The organism is Verrucosispora sp. ts21, from assembly GCF_002879555.1.
Taxonomy (GTDB): domain Bacteria; phylum Actinomycetota; class Actinomycetes; order Mycobacteriales; family Micromonosporaceae; genus Micromonospora; species Micromonospora gifhornensis.
The window spans coordinates 1-19,626 of record NZ_PNOZ01000077.1 but is presented as its reverse complement, the minus strand read 5'-3'; the positions used below and the strand labels follow the sequence as shown (position 1 = coordinate 19,626).

At 70.7% G+C, this 19,626-nt stretch carries 17 protein-coding genes; 10 read left to right on the top strand and 7 right to left on the bottom strand.

Annotated features, from left to right (window positions below):
• The first annotated feature begins 26 nt into the window (after positions 1–26).
• Both uvrB and C1A38_RS25235 read left to right on the top strand, forming a co-directional pair.
• The gene (gene uvrB / locus C1A38_RS25240; RefSeq protein ID WP_102660204.1) at positions 27–2,135 is read left to right on the top strand and encodes an excinuclease ABC subunit UvrB; all 2,109 of its coding nucleotides are present in this window, start codon (positions 27–29) and stop codon (positions 2,133–2,135) included.
• 121 nt (positions 2,136–2,256) lie between these two features.
• Positions 2,257–3,111: a helix-turn-helix domain-containing protein gene (locus C1A38_RS25235; protein WP_102660203.1), complete on the top strand. Its 855-nt coding sequence runs from the start codon at positions 2,257–2,259 to the stop codon at positions 3,109–3,111.
• 130 nt (positions 3,112–3,241) lie between these two features.
• On the opposite strand, the gene C1A38_RS25230 is transcribed toward C1A38_RS25235, so the two are convergent.
• Positions 3,242–3,535, bottom strand: a complete 294-nt coding sequence (locus C1A38_RS25230; protein ID WP_102660202.1) for an antibiotic biosynthesis monooxygenase family protein — start codon at positions 3,533–3,535, stop codon at positions 3,242–3,244.
• A gap of 246 nt (positions 3,536–3,781) precedes the next feature.
• Between C1A38_RS25230 and C1A38_RS25225 the strand changes: the two genes are divergently transcribed.
• On the top strand, positions 3,782–4,780 hold the full coding sequence (locus tag C1A38_RS25225; RefSeq protein ID WP_102660212.1) for a TerC family protein: 999 nt from the start codon (positions 3,782–3,784) through the stop codon (positions 4,778–4,780).
• 64 nt (positions 4,781–4,844) lie between these two features.
• On the opposite strand, the gene C1A38_RS25220 is transcribed toward C1A38_RS25225, so the two are convergent.
• Positions 4,845–5,720: a serine hydrolase gene (locus C1A38_RS25220; RefSeq protein ID WP_102660201.1), complete on the bottom strand. Its 876-nt coding sequence runs from the start codon at positions 5,718–5,720 to the stop codon at positions 4,845–4,847.
• A gap of 82 nt (positions 5,721–5,802) precedes the next feature.
• The gene (typA, locus tag C1A38_RS25215; protein WP_102660211.1) at positions 5,803–7,671 is read right to left on the bottom strand and encodes a translational GTPase TypA; all 1,869 of its coding nucleotides are present in this window, start codon (positions 7,669–7,671) and stop codon (positions 5,803–5,805) included.
• Between the two features lie 129 nt (positions 7,672–7,800).
• Between typA and C1A38_RS25210 the strand changes: the two genes are divergently transcribed.
• Together C1A38_RS25210 and C1A38_RS25205 are read left to right on the top strand one after the other, a co-directional pair.
• Positions 7,801–9,183 (top strand): DedA family protein, encoded by a 1,383-nt coding sequence (locus tag C1A38_RS25210; RefSeq protein WP_102660210.1) that lies wholly within the window; start codon positions 7,801–7,803, stop codon positions 9,181–9,183.
• Positions 9,184–9,226: 43 nt separating this feature from the next.
• On the top strand, positions 9,227–10,117 hold the full coding sequence (locus C1A38_RS25205; RefSeq protein ID WP_102660200.1) for a transglycosylase SLT domain-containing protein: 891 nt from the start codon (positions 9,227–9,229) through the stop codon (positions 10,115–10,117).
• Here C1A38_RS25205 and C1A38_RS25200 read toward each other — a convergent pair.
• Positions 10,111–12,198, bottom strand: a complete 2,088-nt coding sequence (locus C1A38_RS25200) for an MMPL family transporter (RefSeq protein WP_102660199.1) — start codon at positions 12,196–12,198, stop codon at positions 10,111–10,113. The two genes, C1A38_RS25205 and C1A38_RS25200, sit on opposite strands and share 7 nt — an antisense overlap.
• 204 nt (positions 12,199–12,402) lie before the next feature.
• On the opposite strand from C1A38_RS25200, the gene C1A38_RS25195 reads away from it, so the two are divergent.
• The 3 genes from C1A38_RS25195 to C1A38_RS25185 all read left to right on the top strand — a co-directional run bounded on the left by C1A38_RS25195 (position 12,403) and on the right by C1A38_RS25185 (position 15,796).
• Positions 12,403–12,921, top strand: a complete 519-nt coding sequence (locus C1A38_RS25195) for a MarR family winged helix-turn-helix transcriptional regulator (protein ID WP_102660198.1) — start codon at positions 12,403–12,405, stop codon at positions 12,919–12,921.
• Positions 12,922–12,926: 5 nt separating this feature from the next.
• The gene (locus tag C1A38_RS25190; RefSeq protein ID WP_102660197.1) at positions 12,927–14,735 is read left to right on the top strand and encodes a CocE/NonD family hydrolase; all 1,809 of its coding nucleotides are present in this window, start codon (positions 12,927–12,929) and stop codon (positions 14,733–14,735) included.
• A gap of 164 nt (positions 14,736–14,899) precedes the next feature.
• Entirely contained in the window at positions 14,900–15,796 is an 897-nt protein-coding gene (locus C1A38_RS25185) for a hypothetical protein (protein ID WP_102660196.1), read from the top strand.
• Positions 15,797–15,861: 65 nt separating this feature from the next.
• Here C1A38_RS25185 and C1A38_RS25180 read toward each other — a convergent pair whose 3' ends face one another.
• On the bottom strand, positions 15,862–16,065 hold the full coding sequence (locus tag C1A38_RS25180; RefSeq protein WP_102660195.1) for a cold-shock protein: 204 nt from the start codon (positions 16,063–16,065) through the stop codon (positions 15,862–15,864).
• A gap of 235 nt (positions 16,066–16,300) precedes the next feature.
• Here C1A38_RS25180 and C1A38_RS25175 point away from each other — a divergent pair, with 235 nt between their 5' ends.
• Positions 16,301–16,909 carry a DedA family protein gene (locus C1A38_RS25175; protein WP_102660194.1) on the top strand — a complete coding sequence of 203 codons (609 nt, stop codon included), beginning with the start codon at positions 16,301–16,303 and terminating at the stop codon, positions 16,907–16,909.
• A gap of 18 nt (positions 16,910–16,927) precedes the next feature.
• Here the strand turns inward: C1A38_RS25175 and C1A38_RS25170 are convergent, their stop codons facing one another.
• Both C1A38_RS25170 and C1A38_RS25165 read right to left on the bottom strand, forming a co-directional pair.
• Entirely contained in the window at positions 16,928–17,581 is a 654-nt protein-coding gene (locus C1A38_RS25170) for an MBL fold metallo-hydrolase (protein ID WP_102660193.1), read from the bottom strand.
• 6 nt (positions 17,582–17,587) lie between these two features.
• Positions 17,588–18,304 carry a maleylpyruvate isomerase family mycothiol-dependent enzyme gene (locus C1A38_RS25165; protein ID WP_102660192.1) on the bottom strand — a complete coding sequence of 239 codons (717 nt, stop codon included), beginning with the start codon at positions 18,302–18,304 and terminating at the stop codon, positions 17,588–17,590.
• A 167-nt stretch (positions 18,305–18,471) separates the two neighbouring features.
• Between C1A38_RS25165 and rsgA the strand changes: the two genes are divergently transcribed.
• On the top strand, positions 18,472–19,494 hold the full coding sequence (gene rsgA, locus C1A38_RS25160) for a ribosome small subunit-dependent GTPase A (RefSeq protein WP_102660191.1): 1,023 nt from the start codon (positions 18,472–18,474) through the stop codon (positions 19,492–19,494).
• Positions 19,495–19,626 lie beyond the last annotated feature (132 nt).

Here is a 19,626-nt window from a genome sequence, read left to right as displayed (position 1 = left end):
CAGGCCCCCCGCGTACCGTGGATGGTATGGCGCTCGACATTCCCCGGCTCGACGGTCGCTTCAAGGTCATCAGCGAGTTCCAGCCGGCCGGCGATCAGCCGGCCGCGATCGACGAGCTGGAGCGGCGGGTGCGTCGCGGCGACCGGCACACGGTGCTGCTCGGCGCGACCGGCACCGGCAAGAGCGCCACCACCGCGTGGTTGATCGAGCGCATGCAGCGCCCCACGTTGGTGCTGGCGCCCAACAAGACGCTCTGCGCGCAGCTTGCCAAGGAGTTCAGCGAGCTGCTGCCGGACAACGCGGTGGAATATTTCGTCTCCTACTACGACTACTACCAGCCCGAGGCGTACATTCCGCAGACCGACACCTACATCGAGAAGGATTCCTCGGTCAACGAGGAGGTCGAGCGGCTGCGGCACTCGGCGACGATGTCGTTGCTGACCCGCCGCGACGTGGTGGTGGTGGCCACCGTGTCGGCGATCTACGGCCTCGGCACGCCGGAGGAATATCTCGATCGGGCGGTGCGGGTCGCCGTCGGCCAGGAGCTGGATCGCGACCAGTTGCTGCGTCGGCTCGTCGACATCCAGTACACCCGCAACGACATGGCCTTCCAGCGCGGCACGTTCCGGGTCCGCGGCGACACGCTGGAGATCATTCCGGCGTACGAGGAACTGGCCGTCCGGATCGAGCTCTTCGGTGACGAGGTGGAGAAGCTCTACTACCTCAACCCGCTCACCGGTGACGTGGTGCGCGAGGTGGACAACCTGCTGATCTTCCCGGCGACGCACTACGCGGCCGGGCCGCAGCGGATGGAGCGGGCGATCCGCGACATCGAGACCGAGCTGGCCGAGCGGCTGGCCGAGCTGGAGCGTCAGGGCAAGCTGCTGGAGGCGCAGCGGTTGCGGATGCGCACCACGTACGACATCGAGATGATGCGGCAGGTCGGTTTCTGCTCCGGCATCGAGAACTACTCGATGCACATCGACGGGCGGTTGCCTGGCAGTCCGCCGCACTGCCTGCTCGACTACTTCCCCGACGACTTCCTCACCGTCATCGACGAGTCGCACGTGACCATCCCGCAGATCGGCGGCATGTACGAAGGCGACGCCTCCCGCAAGCGGATGCTCATCGACCACGGTTTCCGGCTGCCCAGCGCCGCCGACAACCGGCCGTTGCGGTTCGACGAGTTCCTGGAGCGGGTCGGTCAGATGGTGTTCCTGTCGGCGACTCCGGGGCCGTGGGAGCTGGAGCACGCCCAGGGCGAGTTCGTCGAGCAGGTCATCCGCCCGACCGGTCTGGTGGATCCGGAGGTCGTGATCAAGCCCACCAAGGGCCAGATCGACGACCTGATGCACGAGATCAAACTGCGGACCGAGCGCGACGAGCGGGTCCTGGTCACCACGTTGACCAAGAAGATGGCCGAGGATCTGTCGGATTATCTGCTGGAGAACGGCATCCGGGTGCGTTACCTGCACTCCGAGGTCGACACGTTGCGCCGGGTGGAGCTGCTGCGGGAGCTGCGGCGGGGCGACTACGACGTGCTGGTCGGCATCAACCTGCTGCGGGAGGGTCTCGACCTGCCGGAGGTCTCGCTGGTGGCGATCCTCGACGCGGACAAGGAAGGCTTCCTGCGCAGCGGCCGGTCGCTGATCCAGACCATCGGTCGGGCGGCCCGCAACGTCTCCGGTCAGGTCCACATGTACGCCGACAAGATCACACCGTCGATGGCGAGCGCGATCGACGAGACGAACCGGCGTCGGGCCAAGCAGATCGCGCACAACGAGGCGCACGGCATCTCACCCGAGCCGCTGCGGAAAAAGATCCACGACATTCTCGACGACATCTACCGCGAGGCGGAGGACATCGAGGCGACCCGGGTGGGCGGTGCGGTGCGGCAACTGTCCCGGGGCAAGGCACCGGTGAAGGAGACCCGCAGTCGGGTCCGGGCCGGTGCCGGCACGCCTGCTCGGGAAGGCATGGCGCGGGCGGAGTTGGCGCAGCTCATCCAGGACCTCAGCGACCAGATGCTGGCCGCCGCGCGGGAGCTTCAGTTCGAGTTGGCCGCCCGGATCCGCGACGAGGTCTCGGAGCTGAAGAAGGAGCTGCGGGGGATGGACGCGGCCGGCGTGCGGTGATCCGGGTGCGACGACACGCTTCTCGGTGAAAGCTGTTCCGGTTGGGGAGGGTAGCGGAATGCGAGCATCCTATTGCGCTGGGTGATCGTCGTGCGTACTCTCCCTGCGTGGGGAGGCGGGAATGCCGTTGCCAACGAGTCCGGTCATTCGACGAGCGCGGCTCGGAGCCGAGCTGCGACAGCTGCGGCGACGAGAGACATTGACACTGGAACAGGTGTGTGACCGGCTCGGTTGGGCATCCACTTCCAAGCTGTCCCGCATCGAGTTGGGGCAGAGCCGCCCCGATCTGGCCGACGTGCTGGATCTGCTCGACATCTACCAGGTGCCGCCGTCGCAACGCGATGCGTTGATCGTCATCGCCCGCGACGCCGCGACCAGCCGCGGCTGGTGGAAGGCGCTGGGCGAGATGGGGGAGCGGCAGCGCACCTACGCCGAGCTCGAAGCCGGCGCGGCGGGCATAGTGGAATACCAGCCCTGCGTCGTGCCGGGTCTACTTCAGAGCCCGGCGTACGCCCGCCTGCGCATCGCCGCCGGTCAGCTCATCGATCCCCAGGTGGATGTGGAGGCCGACCTGCGGGCCCGGTCGGCCCGGCACGCGGTGCTGCGTCGGGTCGAGCCGCCGCGCTACACGGCGCTGATCACCGAGGTGGCCTGCGCGTCGGCCGGTGATCCCGTCGAGGTCTGGCGCGGTCAACTGCGGCACCTGCTCGACCTGACCGAGTTGCCGCACGTGACGATCCGGCTGTTGCCGAGCGGGGCCGGGGCCGGGCCGCTGCCGCTGACTCCGTTCTCCTCCTACTCCTTCCCCGATCCGGCCGATCCTCGGACGGTGATGCTGGAGGCGCTGACCACGGACGTGCGGTTGACCACCGCGACCGACGTCGACCGGTACGAGCGGATGACGCAGCAACTGCTGGAAGCGGCGTTGCCGGAGCAGGAGACGGCACGGGTACTGGCCGGCTGGCTCGACGGGTGAGCTGGGTGCGTCGGCACCTCGCCCGGCGCCCCCGTAGCCCGTCGGGAGTGGTGCCGACGCGAGGCGCAGGATAGGCGAGGGGTACGACAGAACTCCGACGCCGGAGTTCGGCGTCGGTGTCCCGGCGCGGTCAGGCCGGCACGTCCACGAAGTGCTCGACCCGGGGCGGGCTGGCGAAGTACGGGCCGATCAACTCCCGCCACCTGACGAACCTGTCGCTGGCCCGGAAGTTCTCCTCGTGCGCCTGGACCGAGTCCCATTCGACGAGCAGCACGAAGCGGGAGGGCGATTCGACGCCCCGGGTCATCCGTACCGAGCGGCAGCCGGGGGTGCCGGCCAACACGGGATGTCCCTCGGCGTACGCGGCGGCGAAGGCGTCTTCCTGGCCGGGTACCACGTCGATCAGCGCGACCTCAAGAACCATGCCGGCAGCCTGCCATGGCGGGCCGCGCCGCGGTGGGCGGCCGCCGGCGATTCTCACACCCCGGTCGGGCACGGCGAATGACACCTAGCCTCCTAGGATGCCTAGAGTGGGTGGCTCAGGGCAACCCGAGGCGGCACCGCTGGACGATCGACGGCTGTCGTACGCCAGAATGGTCGGCGCTCGGCCCCGTCTCCGGCGAGGCGTGCGTGTGCCGGTTGCTGGGGCCTTGCCAGGAGGATGAGACTGTTGAACGTGTCCGGACTCGTGTGGGCGATCACGCTCGTCGCGCTGACCGCGGTGCTCCTGGTGGACCTGTTCATCATCGGGCGTCGGCCCCATGAGCCGAGCGTGCGTGAGTCGAGCCTCTGGGTCGCCTTCTACGTGGGGCTGGCCCTGCTCTTCGGCGTCGGGCTCTGGCTCACCGCCGGGGGGAGCGTGGCCGGACAGTTCTACACCGGCTGGCTGACCGAGTACAGCCTCTCGGTGGACAACCTCTTCGTCTTCATGATCATCATGGCCCGTTTCGCGGTGCCCCGGCAGTACCAGCAGAAGGTGCTGCTCGTCGGCATCGTGCTGGCGCTGATCATGCGCGGTGGCTTCATCGCGCTGGGCGCGGCGTTGATCTCACAGTTCAGCTGGGTCTTCTACATCTTCGGCGCGTTCCTCATCTACACCGCGATCAACCTGGCCCGGCAGGGCGAATCGGCCGAGGACGAGTTCCAGGAAAACGTGCTGATCCGGTGGAGCCGGCGCGCGCTGCCGATCTCCCGAGGCTACGACGCCGCGCGGCTGACCACCCGGGAGCACGGCCGCCGGATGTTCACCCCGATGCTCATCGTCATGATCGCGATCGGGACGACCGACCTGCTCTTCGCGCTGGACTCGATTCCGGCGATCTTCGGCATCACCCACGAGCCGTACCTCGTCTTCACCGCAAACGTCTTCGCGTTGATGGGGCTGCGGCAGCTGTACTTCCTGCTCGGCGGACTGCTGAACCGCCTGATCTACCTGAGCTACGGCCTGGCCGTGGTGCTCGGTTTCATCGGGGTCAAGCTCATCCTGGAGGCGCTGGCGGAGAACTCGTTGTTCTTCCTCAACGGTGGCGAGCCAGTGGGTTGGGCGCCGCACATCCCGATCTGGCTGTCCCTGCTGGCGATCGTGGGCATCCTGGCCGTGGCGACGGTGGCCAGCCTGGTGAAGTCGTCGCGGGACCGGCGACGCGATCTCACCGGGGCAGGACGCTGACGCGAGGCCGCCGGCGGGCGCAGCGCGGGTCGGCCGTGGTGAGGATGCGAGGCCGCCGGCGGGCTCAGCGTAGGTCGGCGGTGGTGAGGTCGTGGCGAGCCTGCCAGACCTGCGCCGAGATGTCGGCGACCAGTTCGCGGGCGTCGGCGTCGGTGTCCTGGCTGCGCTGGTCGTCGTCGAGCGACGTGGTGGTGCAGACGACGAGCAGGTACGGGGCGGTGTCGTCGGGGAAGACCACGGCGGCACCGTGCCGGACGCCGCGTACCCAGCCGTTCTTGTGAGCCAGCCGGGTGCCGGCCGGCAGCCCTTCGGCGATGTCCTGCCGGATCTGCTGCCCGCAGAGCACGTCGAGCATCGCCGCGCAGCCGGCCGGTGAGGCGATCGGTCCGGGACGGGTGACGCCGGTGGCGACGGCGTCGAGCAGGGCGGTCAGGTCGGCGGCGGTGACCAGGTTGCTGATCCCGGCCTCCCGGGCGGCGAAGTCCTCGATGCCCCGCCTGGTGACGCTGTGCCGGGCACCGACGCGCGCCCAGATCTCCGCCACGGCGGGCAGCCCGACGTGCTCGATGAGCAGATTCGTGGCGAGATTGCTGGATCGTACGATCATCCGCTCGGTGAGCCACCGCACCGGCACCCGCTGGCCGAGTCGATCCCAGACCTCGGTGTCGTTGTCGTACGCCGGGGCGCAGGAGAAGGGTGCCGCGCCCGCGCGGGCCGAGGTGAACAGGTTCGTCACCTCGATCGTGGTGTCCAGGTCCGGGCCGTCGGTCTCCGCCGTGTGGTGCACCGCGGCGAGCACTGCCAGTTTCATCGTGCTCGCCGCGTAGTGGGTGACCTCGGCGTGTCGGGTCCAGGTGGGCGGCGCGCCGAGCCGACCCGCGTACACCGAGATCGTCCCGGGCACCTCATCGAGTCGCGCGTCCAACCCGTCGAAGATCACCCGCCGAGGGTAACGGAAAGGAAGGGCCCCTTCTTACCGTCTGGTGAGGTGAAGGGGCCCCTTCTTAACATCCGTGCGAGGGTCAGCCGGCGTGCTTGCGGCGGGCGGTGGCGCGGGCCCGCTGGGTCTGGTCGAGGGTCACCTTGCGGATGCGTACGGCGGCCGGGGTGACCTCGACGCACTCGTCCTCGCGGCAGAACTCCAGGGCCTGCTCCAGCGACAGCTTGCGCGGCGGGATCAGCTTCTCGGTCTCGTCGGCGGTCGACGAGCGCATGTTGGTGAGCTTCTTCTCCTTGGTGATGTTGACGTCCATGTCGTCGGAGCGGGAGTTCTCCCCGACGATCATGCCCTCGTACACCTCGGTGCCGGGCTCGACGAAGAGCTGGCCGCGTTCCTGGAGGTTGGTCATCGCGAACGCGGTGACGCTGCCGGCCCGGTCGGCGACCAGCGAGCCGTTGTTACGGGTACGCAGCTCGCCGAACCAGGGCTCGTAGGACTCGAAGACGTGGTGCAGGATGCCGGTGCCCCGGGTCTCGGTGAGGAACTCGGTGCGGAAGCCGATCAGGCCGCGCGCCGGGACCAGCCACTCCATCCGGATCCAGCCGGTGCCGTGGTTGACCAGCTGCTCCATCCGGCCCTTGCGGGTGGCCAGCAGCTGGGTGATCGCGCCGAGGTATTCGTCCGGGGCGTCGATGGTCAGCCGCTCCACCGGCTCACAGGTCTTGCCGTCGATCTCCCGGGTCACCACCTGGGGCTTGCCGACGGTCAGCTCGAAGGACTCGCGGCGCATCTGCTCGACCAGGATGGCCAGCGCCAGTTCGCCTCGGCCCTGGACCTCCCAGGCGTCCGGTCGCTCGGTGGGCAGCACCCGCAGCGAGACGTTGCCGACGAGTTCCTTGTCCAGGCGGTCCTTGACCATCCGGGCGGTGACCTTGGCACCCTTGACCCGGCCGACCAGCGGCGAGTTGTTGGTGCCGATGGTCATCGAGATCGCCGGCTCGTCGACGGTGATCAGCGGCAGCGGCTGCGGGTTCTCCGCGTCGGCCAGCGTCTCGCCGATCATGATCTCGGGGATGCCGGCGACCGCGATGATGTCGCCCGGCCCGGCCGAGTTGGCGGGCTTGCGCTCCAGGCCCTCGGTCATCAGCAGCTCGGAGATGCGTACCCGCTGGGTGCTGCCGTCGGTGCGGCACCAGACCACGGTCTGGCCCTTGGCGATGGTGCCCTGCCGGACCCGGCACAGCGCCAGTCGGCCGAGGAACGGGGAGGCGTCGAGGTTGGTGACGTGGGCCTGCAGCGGCGCCTGCTCGTCGTAGGCGGGCGGCGGGATGGTGTCCAGCAGGGTACGGAACAACGGCTCCAGGCTGGTGCTGTCCTGCGGCACGGAGCCGTCGGCGGGCTGGGTCAGCGAGGCGATGCCGTCGCGGGCGCAGGCGTAGACGATCGGGAAGTCGATCTGCGACTCGTCGGCGTCCAGGTCGAGGAAGAGTTCGTACGCCTCGTCGACGACCTCTTTGATCCGGGCGTCCGGACGGTCCACCTTGTTGATCACCAGGATGATCGGCATGCGGGCCTTGAGGGCCTTGCGGAGCACGAACCGGGTCTGCGGCAGCGGGCCCTCGCTGGCGTCGACCAGCAGCACCACGCCGTCGACCATGGTCAACCCGCGTTCCACCTCGCCACCGAAGTCGGCGTGACCGGGGGTGTCGATGATGTTGATGGTGACCGGGTCGGAGCCGTCGGCGGGCAGGTAGCGCACGCCGGTGTTCTTGGCCAGGATGGTGATGCCTTTTTCTCGTTCGAGGTCCATCGAGTCCATCACCCGCTCGGTCACCTCGCCCCGGGCGCCGTAGGCGCCGGCCTGCCGCAACATGGCATCGACCAGGGTGGTCTTGCCGTGGTCGACGTGAGCGATGATGGCGACGTTGCGGAGGTCGGTGCGAAGCTGCATGAGTTCCATCCTCCCGCCTGTGCCGACGAGATGCCGCGTCGGGGTCGCCGATGGGCGAGTGCGCTGCGCCACATGTCGGTGCTGTCACACTGACGGGGCAGCCTTGCTGAGGTGACCCGGGGGGCCGGCGTGCATGAACTGCTGAGTTCGGTGCAACACCTGCCGTCCTGGCTGATCTACGTGGTGGCGGCGCTTGTGGTCGCGGCGGAGACCGCGGTGATCGTCGGGTTGGTCGCTCCGGGCGAGGCCACCCTGCTGCTCGTCGGTTTCCTCGCGTACACCGGCACTCTCCGGCTCGGTCCGGCGCTGCTGGTGATGATTGTCGCGGCCACGGCGGGGGACGCGGTGGCGTTTCGCGCCGGTCGCCGGTACGGGCCTCGGCTGCGGGCCAGTCGGTGGGGTGCGCGGGTGGGGCCGCACCGGTGGGCGCGGGCCGACGCGATGGTGGCGCGGATGGGCGGCCGGGGCGTCTTCACCGCGCGGTGGGTGGCCTTCGCCCGTACGTTGGTGCCGCGGCTCGCCGGGGCGGCGGGCATGCCGTACCGGCGGTTCGCGCCGTGGAACCTGGCCGGGGTGATCACCTGGGTCGGCGCGTCGGTGCTGGCGGGCCGGTTGGCGGGCGAGTCGTACCACACGGTGTCCCGGCTGCTGGGCCAGGCGACCGGGGCGGTGCTGGCCCTGGTGGCGGCGCTGGTGGCGGTGGTGTTGGCGGGCCGGTGGCTGGGCCGCAACCCCGACCCGGTGCGGGCGCTGCTGAAACGTGCCGCCCGGCTGCCGCCGGTGCGCTGGTTGTCGGCCCGGTACGGGCTGCTGTTCTTCCTGCTCAGCATGCGGTTCGGGCCGACCTGGGCGTTGCTGGCCAACCTGACCGCCGGGGTGGGTCTGCTGTTCCTGGTCGCGTTGGCGGTCGCCGGGACGATGCGGGTGGCGGTACGGCACAGCGGGCTGGCCCTGGTCGACGGTGTGATCGGCGGGTGGTTCGCGGCCCGCCGGACGCCCGACGCGGTGGAGGTGACGCAGCTTGCCGTCTCGGTGCTGCGTGGCTCGGTGCTGATCGCGCTGGTGGCCGTGGTGGCCGCGGTGCAGGCCTGGCGGCACCGGCCGTGGCAGGCCGACCTGCTCAGTGTGGTCGGCACGATCGGCGCGTTCGTGCCGCTTGTGGTGCTGGCGCTGGTGACCGAGCTGGCCGCCGACGGCCGGGTGGCGCAATTCTCCACGCAGAGCGCGGTGGTGACGGCCAGCCTGTGCATGCTGGCCTGGCTGTTGTCCCGCGAGGCACGGTGGCCGGTCGCGGTGGCCCTGTGGACCACCGCCGTGGCCGGCGTGGTCGGCATCGGTGGCGCCCGCCTCTACCTGGGACTGAGTACGGCCAGCGGCACCGTCGCCGCGGTGTTGCTGGGTGCGGCGTGGACGGCCGTGTTCATGGTCGCCTGGGCCACCCGGGACCGTGCCCTGGCCGCCGGCAACGCGCCCCGGCGCGGCCCGCGAGGGGACCACCTCGCCGATCGCTAGCTGTTAGGGTGCGGCCGTTCGTCGCTGCCGAAGGGGGATCGACATGGGACGCAACGTCGGGCGTTTCGCCGTGGCGCTGGTCGCCGGCCTGCTGCTGGCCACCGGGGGTGCGTGCGCCACGGTGGACACTCCGGCCGTCGAGTTGCCCGCCCCGGTCGCCCTGCCCGAGGAGCAGGCGCAGCCGTCGAGCGAGTCGGTCGAGCCGAGCCCGACGCCTGAGGCGGTGGAGGCGATGGGGGCCGCGCCGAAGGTCAGCCGCAGCCCCAGCGCGAGTCCCAAGGCCTCGGCCTCGCCGAAGTCGTCGCCGAAGCCCAAGCGCACCAGCACCGCGCCGCGCGCCGTGCCGAAGCCGCCGACGGAGACGAAGGTGCCGCCGGCGCCGCCCAAGCCTGCGCCGAGCAGTTGCAAGCCCAGCTACAAGGGTGACCAGGCGAGTCGGGCGCAGGCCAAGGCCGCGCTGACCGAAGCCGCCGGCCGGGTCTACTGGCCGACGTCGGCGCCGGACATCCGGGTCCCGGTTGACCTGATCAAGGCGACGGCGTGGCAGGAGAGTGGCTGGCAGTCCAACATCGTCGCCTGCGACGGCGGTATCGGCCTGATGCAGGTGATGCCGGACACCGCGACCTGGATGAACCAGCGGTTCGGCCAGAACTACGACGTGTGGGACTACCGGGACAACGCCTACCTGGGTGGCACCTACCTGGCCTGGCTGACCAAGTACATCGGCGACATGTACTTCGACGCCGACTACCGGCTCGACACCGACCTGTGCACCAGCGAGCTGAACTCCTGCCTGCTCAACGCGGTCATCGCCGCCTACAACTACGGCCATGGCGCGGTAGCTCGGGAGGGGCAGCCGTTGGCCATCCCCAACCCGAGCTACGTGCGCAACGTGCGAGCCCTGATGACGGAGTGCGTCTGCCTGGGCTACTGAGCCTGCTCGGGGGTGATCCGACCGGGCCACCAGAACCGCTCGCCGAGCATGAACGCCAGGGCCGGGACGACGACCGTACGCACCAGCAGGGTGTCCAGCAGGACGCCGAGGCAGACGATGATGCCGATCTGGGTCAGGGTGATCAGCGGCAGCACCCCGAGGACGGCGAAGACCGCCGCGAGCAGGATGCCGGCGCTGGTGATCACCCCGCCGGTGACGCGGAGGGCGGAGAGCATGCCCTTGCGGGTGCCGGTGCTGCGGGCGTCCTCCCGGGCGCGGGTGACGAGGAAGATGTTGTAGTCGACCCCGAGCGCGACGAGGAAGACGAAGGCGAGCAGCGGCACGCCGGTGTCCATCGCCGGGAAGTTCAAGACGTGTTCGAAGATCAGCCAGGCCCCGCCGAGGCTGGCGAAGTACGAGGCGACGACCGTGGTGACCAGCAGCACCGGGGCGAGCAGGCCGCGTAGCAGCAGGACCAGTACCGCGCCGACGAGCAGCAGGATGAGCGGCAGGATGAGGCGCAGGTCCTTGGCGTCGGCGGCGGCGGAGTCGTACCGGCCGGCGACGGTGCCACCGACGACCGCTCCGGACGGTTGGTCGACCCCGGCGGTGGCGGGCGGCGCCGAGTTGTCGACGGCCCCGACGGTGTCGCGGAGTTGCTCCAGGGTCCGGTCGGCGGCGGCGGTGCCCGGCTCGGCGTCGAGCACCACGTCGACCTGGGCCACGTCGGCGCCGGCGGGACCGGGTCGGGCGGAGGCCACTCCCGGCACCTCGGCGGCGGCCGCGGTGACCGCCTGCACGGCGTCGGGGTTGGTCATCACCGCGAGCGGCTGGGTGGTGCCGGCGGGGAAGGCGCCGGCGAGGGTCTGTGCCCCGGCCACCGCCTCCGGCTTGACCCGGAACTGCTCGGTCTCCGACAGCCCGGTGCGGATGCCGAGGCCACCGAGGGCGAGCCCGGCGAGCAGCAGGGTGGCGAGCACCGCGACGGGAACCGGGCGACGGATCACGGCGGCACCGAGGCGGCCCCAGATCCGGCCCTCCCGGCCGACGCTGCCGACGGTCGGCACGAACGGCCAGAACAGGCGGCGGCCGAGCAGCACCAGCGCGGCGGGCAGCACGAGCAGGGCCGAGGCCATGGCGAGCAGGATGCCGGTGGCGCAGGCCACGGCGAGCGCACGGTTCGTCTCCTGCTGGCTCAACAACAGCGTGAGTACGCCGAGCATGACGGTGCCGCCGCTGGCCAGGATCGGCTCGGCGGTACGGCGCAGGGCGGCGCGCATCGCCGCGAAGCGGTCCTCCTCGCGGCGCAGTTCTTCCCGGTAGCGGGCGATCAGCAGCAGCGCGTAGTTGGTGGCGGCACCGAAGACGAGAACGCTGGCGATGCCGGTGACGGCGCCACCGGCGAAGTTGATGCCGACCGCCGGGATGATCGTTTCGAGCGCGCGCAGGGTGATCTGTTCGGTGGCGGCCACGATGACCAGGGGAACCAGCCACAGCACCGGACTGCGGTAGGTGATCAGCAGCAGTACGGCGACGACGGCGGCGGTGAACGCGAGCAGGGTGACGTCGGCGCCCTCGAAGACCTTGGTCAGGTCGGCGGTGAAGGCGGGTGGGCCGGTCACCTGGACGGTCAGGTCCCCGGGAAAGTCGGCGAGTTCGGCGCGTACCTCAGCCACCCGTTCGGCGACGGCCTCCTGCCCTCCGGTGGCGTCCAGCGGTACGGCGACAAGGGCCACCGTGTTGTCGGGGGACAGCTGCGGCGGGGCGACCTGACCGCCGGCGGCGAGCCGACTGAGGCTGCTGGTGTCGGCGGTGATCGCCGCCCGGTCCGCCTCGCTCAGTGGTGCGCCGTCGTCGCGGCTGACCACCACGACGGCCGGCTGGACGCCGCTGGCGGGCAACTCCCGTTGCAGGCGCTCGACCTGGGTGGACTGCCACTGCTCGGACAGGCCGGTGGCGGAGACCGGTGCCGGGTTGCTGGGAATGGGTAGCCCGAAGACGGCCACGCCGACGAGGACGGCCGCGGCCACGGTGAGCCAGGCGGTCCGGCGGCTGCGGGCGACGCGGGTGAACAGAGACATGCTCGGCGCTCCGGTCGTTGAGATCGGCCCGGCTCCCGCCGAGGGAGCCGATAGTTTGATTTTCGAGATTCTTGCTTATCAAGAAACGACGCGCAACAGGTCTCCGTTGTCGAGTATCTTGACTGTCGAGAGATATAACACCCTGGGCTATGCTGCGCACCCGGGGACCTTGGGAGGAAGCGGCGGAACGTGGCAGGGCACGGGATGTACCGGCGGCGTGACACCCGTCGGGAGATGTTGGTCGCGGAGATCACCGCCGAGCTGCGGCGCTACTGCGTGGACGCGCAGCACGTCGGGCACGCCTTCGCCGGCCAGCACGGCCTCAACGGCACCGACCTGCAGGCGTTGATCGCGGTGATGGACGCCGAGTTGTCGGGTGAGCCGATCACTCCTGGCCGGCTCGCTGAACATCTGGACCTCTCCTCCGGCTCCGTCACCGCGCTTATCGACCGGTTGGAGCGGGCCGGGCACCTGCGGCGCGACCGGGACACCACCGACCGGCGCAAGGTGCTGCTGCACTACGCGGAGCAGGGCGCCACCGTTGCCCGGGACTTCTTCCGCCCGCTCGGTGAGCGTACCGACGGTGTGATGGACGAGTTCCAGGACGAGGAACTTGAGATCGTGTACCGGTTCATCACGGCGATGGGCGTCTCCCTGCGGGAGCACCGCGACGCGATCCGCGACGGCCGGGTCACTCCGCCGCCGCGGCACCGGGCGGGTTGAGGCCCGTGCTGGATCGGGTGGCGTCCCGGCTCGCCGTGGCCGCGTTGCGGCTGCCCCGGGCGCGTACCCGAAGGATCACCGTCCGCCGCGACATCGCGCTGCGGGCCCGGGACGGGGTGATTCTGCGTACCGACCACTACGCGCCCGACCTGCCGGACGCGCCCACCGTGCTGATCCGTACCCCGTACGGCCGGGGTGGGCCGATGCGGCTGCTCTGCCGGCTCGCCGCCGAGCAGGGGTTCCACGTGGTCATCCAGGCGTGTCGCGGCACCGACGGCTCCGGCGGCACCTTCGATCCGTTCGTGCACGAACGCGAGGACGGGCTGGACACCCTCGACTGGCTGCGCCGGCAGCGGTGGTGGTGCGGCGCGTTCGGCATGTTCGGCGCGAGCTACCAAGGTTTCGTGCAGTGGGCGCTGGCCGCCGACGCGGGCGAGGACCTGCGGGCCATGGTCGCCGTGGCCACCGCGTCGACCACCCGTGACTCCACCTACGCCGGGGAGTCGTTCGCCCTGGACACCGTGCTGACCTGGGTGGAGTTGCTGGAGGCGCAGACCGTGCCCTGGCTGGCCCGGCAGTGGGAACTCAAGCGGGGACAGCCGCGACTGGCCGCCGCCCTGTCCCACCTGCCTCTGGTCGAGGCCGACCGGGTCGCCACCGGGGTCACCGTGCCGTTCTTCCAGGAGTGGCTGCGCCACCACACCCCGCAGGCGGACTACTGGCGCAGCCGCGTCTTCGACGACCGGCTGCACCTGGTCCAGGCGCCGGTGGCGATGGTCAGCGGCTGGCACGACATCTTCCTCCCCGCCCAACTGCGCGACTACGCCGCGCTGCGCGCCCTCGGTGCCCGCCCGCGTCTGATCATCGGCCCGTGGACCCACGGCAGCCCCGGCCTGTTCGTCGCGGCACTGCGCGAGGGACTCGACTGGCTCGGCACCCACCTGCCCACCGCCGCCACCGCCCAGCCCACCACTCCGGCCGCCGCCACCGACCAGGCCGCCACTCCGCCTGCCGGCACCGACCGGCCCTCTACTGCGGCTGCCGGCACCGACCAGGTCGCCGTCCCGGCCGTTGGCGTCCGTCGCGCGGTGGCTCCGGAGCCGGAGCCGGCGGGTGGGCCGGTGCGGATACATGTGGGTGGCGTCGGGGGCGGTTGGCGCGACCTGCCGGACTGGCCGCCGCCGGCCGAGGCCACCCGGTGGTATCTGCACCCGCAATCGGCGCTGCGCACCGCCGCGCCGGTGCCGTCGCCGCCGGACGGGTTCTGGTACGACCCGGCCGACCCGACCCCCTCGCTTGGTGGCCCGCTGCTGGTGGCCCAACGGTCCGGGCCGGTGGACAACCGGCCCGTCGAGGCGCGACCCGACGTGCTGACCTGGACCAGCGAGTCGTTGACCGGCCCGCTGGAGGTGATCGGGCCGGTGCAGGCGGACATTCACGTCCGCAGCGAACTCGAACACTTCGACGTCTTCGTGCGATTGTGCGATGTGGACCGCCGGGGCCGGTCCTGGAACATCTGCGACGGGCTGGTCCGGATCGATCCGCGGCGCTTCCCGACCGACGGCTCCGGCACGGTGACGGTCACCGTGCCGATGTGGCCGGTCGCCCACCGGTTCGCCGCCGGACACCGGCTACGGCTACAGCTCTCCGGCGGTGCCCATCCCCGGTACGTCCGCAACCCCGGCACCGGTGAACCACTCGGCACGGCGGTCACTCTTCGTGGCGGCTTCCGAGAGATTCTGCACGACCCGGAGCGGCCGTCCGCAGTGGTCCTACCTGTCGTCCACTCTGGCTCTCAGCTTGTTCCAAGCTAAAACAAAGCCGCTCTGAGCTGGGCATTCATCGGTTTTGCGGGCTATCGTGGTGACACGCCCGGCGCCGTGCAGCTGACAGTCGGGCTCGCCTGTGAGGCTTCCCTACCGCGTCACGCGGTGTCACGGTCGCGCCCGACTCCGACGAGACCGCGAAGGGGGACCCCATGACGCGGGCACCAGACAACCTGATGGCCGTCCGCCGGTTACTGCTCGACCACCTCAACCGCGACCCCAACCGGGCGCGCGACGAGGATCTTGAACCCAACGAGGTAGGCATCGTCGGCGATGCCAACCACCGCGGCGGATACCACTGTGGGTCCGACCGGGTGGTGACAAACGACTACTCGGTGGTCGAGTCGTCGCGGGACCGCAACGGCCTGACCCTCGATGCCGCCGCGCTCGACGTGGGCATGTTCCAGGTCACTGTCGACGGCCGTCGACACAACCTGGCGAGCTTCTCGACCTGGTGTGTGGCGCAGTGCGTCGCCAACGCCGCCGACACCCGCGACATCCGGGAGATCATCTACTCGCCGGACGGCAAGGTGGTGCGCCGCTGGGACCGGCTCGGTCGGCGTAACACCGGCGACCGCTCCCATCTGTGGCACACCCACTTCAGTTTCTTCCGCGACTCGATCAAGGCGAACCGCGACCAGAGGCCGCTGTTCCGCCGGTACCTGACCAGCATCGGTCTCATCACCCAGAAGCCGGAGGCGAACGACATGACACCCGAGGAGCACAACTGGCTCAAGACCGTGCACCGCAACCTGACCGTCCTGGACGGACGCAATCCGATCGGTCAGACGTACACCCGGATGGCCATGGGGGAGGACCACACCGACCCGAAGTTCCAGGTGGGGCATCCGACCCTGCGCACCATCGGAGCGCAGCTGACCGCGCTCCAGACGGCGATGGACGCGCTGATGAAGCGCGACTTCACCGACGAGCAGGCGATCGTCGCCGGGGTCCTCGCCGGACTCACCCCGCAGGAGATCGCCGCGGCGATTCCGCCCACCGTCGCCGAGCAGGTGGTGCGGGAGTTGGGTCGACGGCTGGCCGCCTGACCGCGGCCGGGCGACGTAGGTTACGGGTGGCGGCGGCCGGTTCCGGCCGCCGCCACAGGCACCGGTTACAGCGCGCGAACGTTGTCCGCCTGTGGACCCTTCTGTCCCTGGGTCACATCGAACTCGACCTTCTGGCCCTCGGTCAGCTCCCGATATCCGGAGCTGGCGATCGCCGAGTAATGGACGAACACGTCAGGTCCGCCGCCGTCCTGCTCGATGAAACCGAAGCCCTTTTCCGAGTTGAACCACTTCACGGTGCCGGTTGCCATGCGTTCTCTCTCCCTGTTCCAGCAGGCGACCCCCGACTGCGCGCCGGTGATCGCCCGATACTTTCCCGACATTAGCCGGTGAAAGGCCGATTTGCCGGGTGAAGTGCCTCAGGTGTCGGAGGAGCGACGCATAAGACTGCCCTGCGCGTCTCCGGGATCACCCGGAGGTGATCTCCGTCAACGTCGGGTGGAAACCCGATGTTCGTCGTGGCGGTCAGGCCATAGCGTACGAGGCATGGCAGACGAGCTGGCCCAGGTCGGAGAGTTACCCGTCGCTCTGCTGATGGCCGTGCTCGGGGTTGTCATGCTCTTCGACGCGGTGCCGCTGTTCGGCGTCCTGGTCCCCGGTGACGTGGCGGTGCTCGCCGCGGTGGCCGTCGGCACGCCCAGCACCGGCCTGGCGACCTTCGTCTCCGTGGTCACCGGCTGCCTCGTCGGCTGGTCGCTGACGTTCCTCGTCGGCCGGCGCTGGGGTGAGCGGCTGCGGTACAGCCACGTCGGCGCCTGGGTCGGGGAACCCCGCTGGGCGGCGGCCGAACGCATCCTGCGCCGCGACGGCGGGCGGCTGGTGCTGATCGCGCCGTTCCTGCCGGTGTTCAACGCGCTGCTGCCGCTGGCCGCGGGCGGTCTGCGCATGTCGTACCCCCGGTTTCTCGGTTTCGCGGCGCTCGGCGCGGGCGCCTGGGCGGGCCTCTACCTGGCGGTGGGCACCGCGTCACGGTCGCTGGCCGGCCTGCTGCCCAAGGGCATGAATCCGTTGCTGGTCACCATGGTCGGAGGTCTGCTGCTGGCCGCGATCGTGCTGCTCGGCACCCGCCGTCGACTGCGTACGGTCACCAACTGACCCCCGACCATGCGGCGTTCACCAGCCGCGCGCCCGCCACTCACCGAGGTGGGGGCGCTCCGCACCGAGCGTCGAGTCCCGACCGTGACCCGGGTAGAACCACGTCTCGTCCGGCAGCCGGTCGAACAGCTTGTGCTCCACGTCGTCGATGAGCGCCGCGAACCGCTCCGGATCCTGATCCGTGTTGCCCACCCCGCCCGGGAAGAGGCTGTCGCCGGTGAACAGGTGCGGGATGCCGTCGGGGTCGCGGTAGAGCAGCGCCACCGAGCCCGGCGTGTGCCCCTTGATGTGGATGACCTCCAGGGCGCAGTCGCCGACCGGCACGGTGTCGCCGTCGGCGAGGGTCTGCGCCTCGATCGGCAGCCCGGCCGCGTCGTCGGCGTGCACCAGCGCGCGGGCGCCGGTCTTGGCGACCACCTCCTCCAACCCCACCCAGTGGTCCATGTGCTGGTGGGTGGTGACCACCGCGGTCAGCCCGGCGTCACCGACCAACTCCAGCAGGCGGGGCGCCTCGTTGGCGGCGTCGATCAGCACCTGCTCACCGGTGGTGTGGCAGCGCAGCAGGTACGCGTTGTTGTCCATCGGCCCGACCGACACCTTGGTGATGCTCAGCCGGCCGAGTTCGCGTACTGCGGCAGGTCCGCCGGGGGTGACTTCTCCGTCATAGGTCATGTCTGACTAGATCCATTCAGGTGGGTGGGGCAGTTGACCGTCGGGGGTGACGGTCAGGGTGGCACCGGGGCTGCGGCCGGTCAACCAGGCCGCGATCTCGACCGCCGGCCCGGAGACGACGGGCGCCTGCGCGCGGTCGCCGATCACTAGTTCGTGACTCGTACCGTCGAATCGCAGCACCAGCGCCGGCGCGTCGTCGCGCGCGGCCAGGTCGGTGGCCACCTCGTGCAGCAGCCGGTGACCGAAGGCCGGCGACCAGTCCCGCGGCCGGTAGTCGGCGGCCAGGTCGACGTGATGGATCTCCACCTCCCGTAGCCGACGCCAGACCAGCAGCGACGCCGGCAGGGGACCGCGCCGGGTCTGCACGGTGGCGGCCCACGCCGGTGCCGGCATCGCCGCGACCGCCTCGGCGTACCGGTCGGCGCTGCGCCGCAGGTCGTCCAACTGCTCCTCGGGCGGCCGGGGTGCGCCGGCTGCGATGTCGGCGGTCCGGGACTCGGTGCTGGCGTACATCGGGATCAACTCGCCGGTGCGGGCCGAGGTGAGCGCGTTGACCAGGGCGTCGGCGTTGCGGGACAGGTGGGCCAGGACGTGGCCGCGGGTCCACCCCGGCAGCAGCGACGGCTGCGCCAGGTCGGCGGCGTCGAACCGGGCCGCCGTACGGATCAGACGGGTCGTGGCGTCGTCCACGTCACCGGTCAACAGCAGAGGGTCCGTGGTCACGATTCGACCCTAGTCCGCCGCGCCGACCGCGTCGCCAGGGAATTCACTTCCCGCCCGGCACCGCGCCTCCTACCGTGGGGGTGTTCGCGGCGCCGGAGCGGAGGGGGTGGTGGGCATGCCGGTCACCGCACGCCTGTATCACCCGCAGCGACCCTGAACGAGGAGCCTTGGACATCACACTGACCGCCCTGGGTTGGGACAACGACCGGGCGGCGCACCTGAGCCGTATCCACACCGATCACCGCCCGGGCCGGGTCGCCCGGGTCGACCGTGGCGTCTGCACCGTACTCACCTCCGACGGCCCGGTCCGCGCCTCCTGCGGCGGCGCCGTGCTGGCCGCGGCCGTGGGCGACGCCACCCGGCTACCCGGCGCGGGCGACTGGGTGCTGCTCGGCACCTGGCCCGACGCGCGGGTCACGGTGGAGGCGGTGCTGCCCCGGCGTACCGCGCTGATCCGGCGCACCGCCGGCAAGGACGCCAGCGGTCAACTGCTGGCCGCCAACCTGGACACCGCCGCCGTGGTGGAGCCGGTGCACCCCGAGCCGAACGCCGCCCGCATCGAGCGGCTGCTCTCCCTGGTGCACGAGTCGGGCGCCCGGCCGCTTGTCGTACTCACCAAGATCGACCTGGTCGCCGACCCGGCGGCGGTGGCACGTCAACTCGCGGCCCTCGCACCCAGGGTGCCGGTGCTGCCGGTCAGCGCCGAGACGGGCACCGGGCTGGACCCGCTGCGCGCCGAGGTGGTCCCGGGCCGGACGCTCGGCCTGCTGGGGCCCTCCGGCGCCGGCAAGTCGAGCCTGGTCAACGCGCTGGTCGGGGCCGTGGTCATGCCGACCCAGTCGATCCGTCGGGTCGACGGCAAGGGCCGACACACCACCACCTGGCGGGCGTTGGTGCCGCTGCCCGGCGGCGGCGCGGTGCTGGACACCCCGGGGGTACGGGCCGTCGGCCTGCTCGACGGCGAGTCCGGCCTCGACCGGGCCTTCGGCGACATCGCCGACCTCGCCACCGACTGCCGCTACGGCGACTGCGGGCACGAGGCCGAGCCGGGCTGCGCCGTGCAGGCCGCCCTGGCCTCCGGTGACCTGTCCACCCGCCGCTGGCAGAGCTGGCGTCGCCTCCACCGTGAGCTCACCCACGAAACCCACCGTCACACCACCCGCCCCACCCGCACCCGCCACCCCCGCTGACCCACCCGCCGCCCTCTCGCCCCGGGCGACTCGCCCCGTCGATCTTGCACTTTCGGTCGGGGCAAAGCTATGCGAAATAGACATTCAGGCGACCACAAGTGCAAGATCGACGGGGTGAGGAGGAGGGGGAGG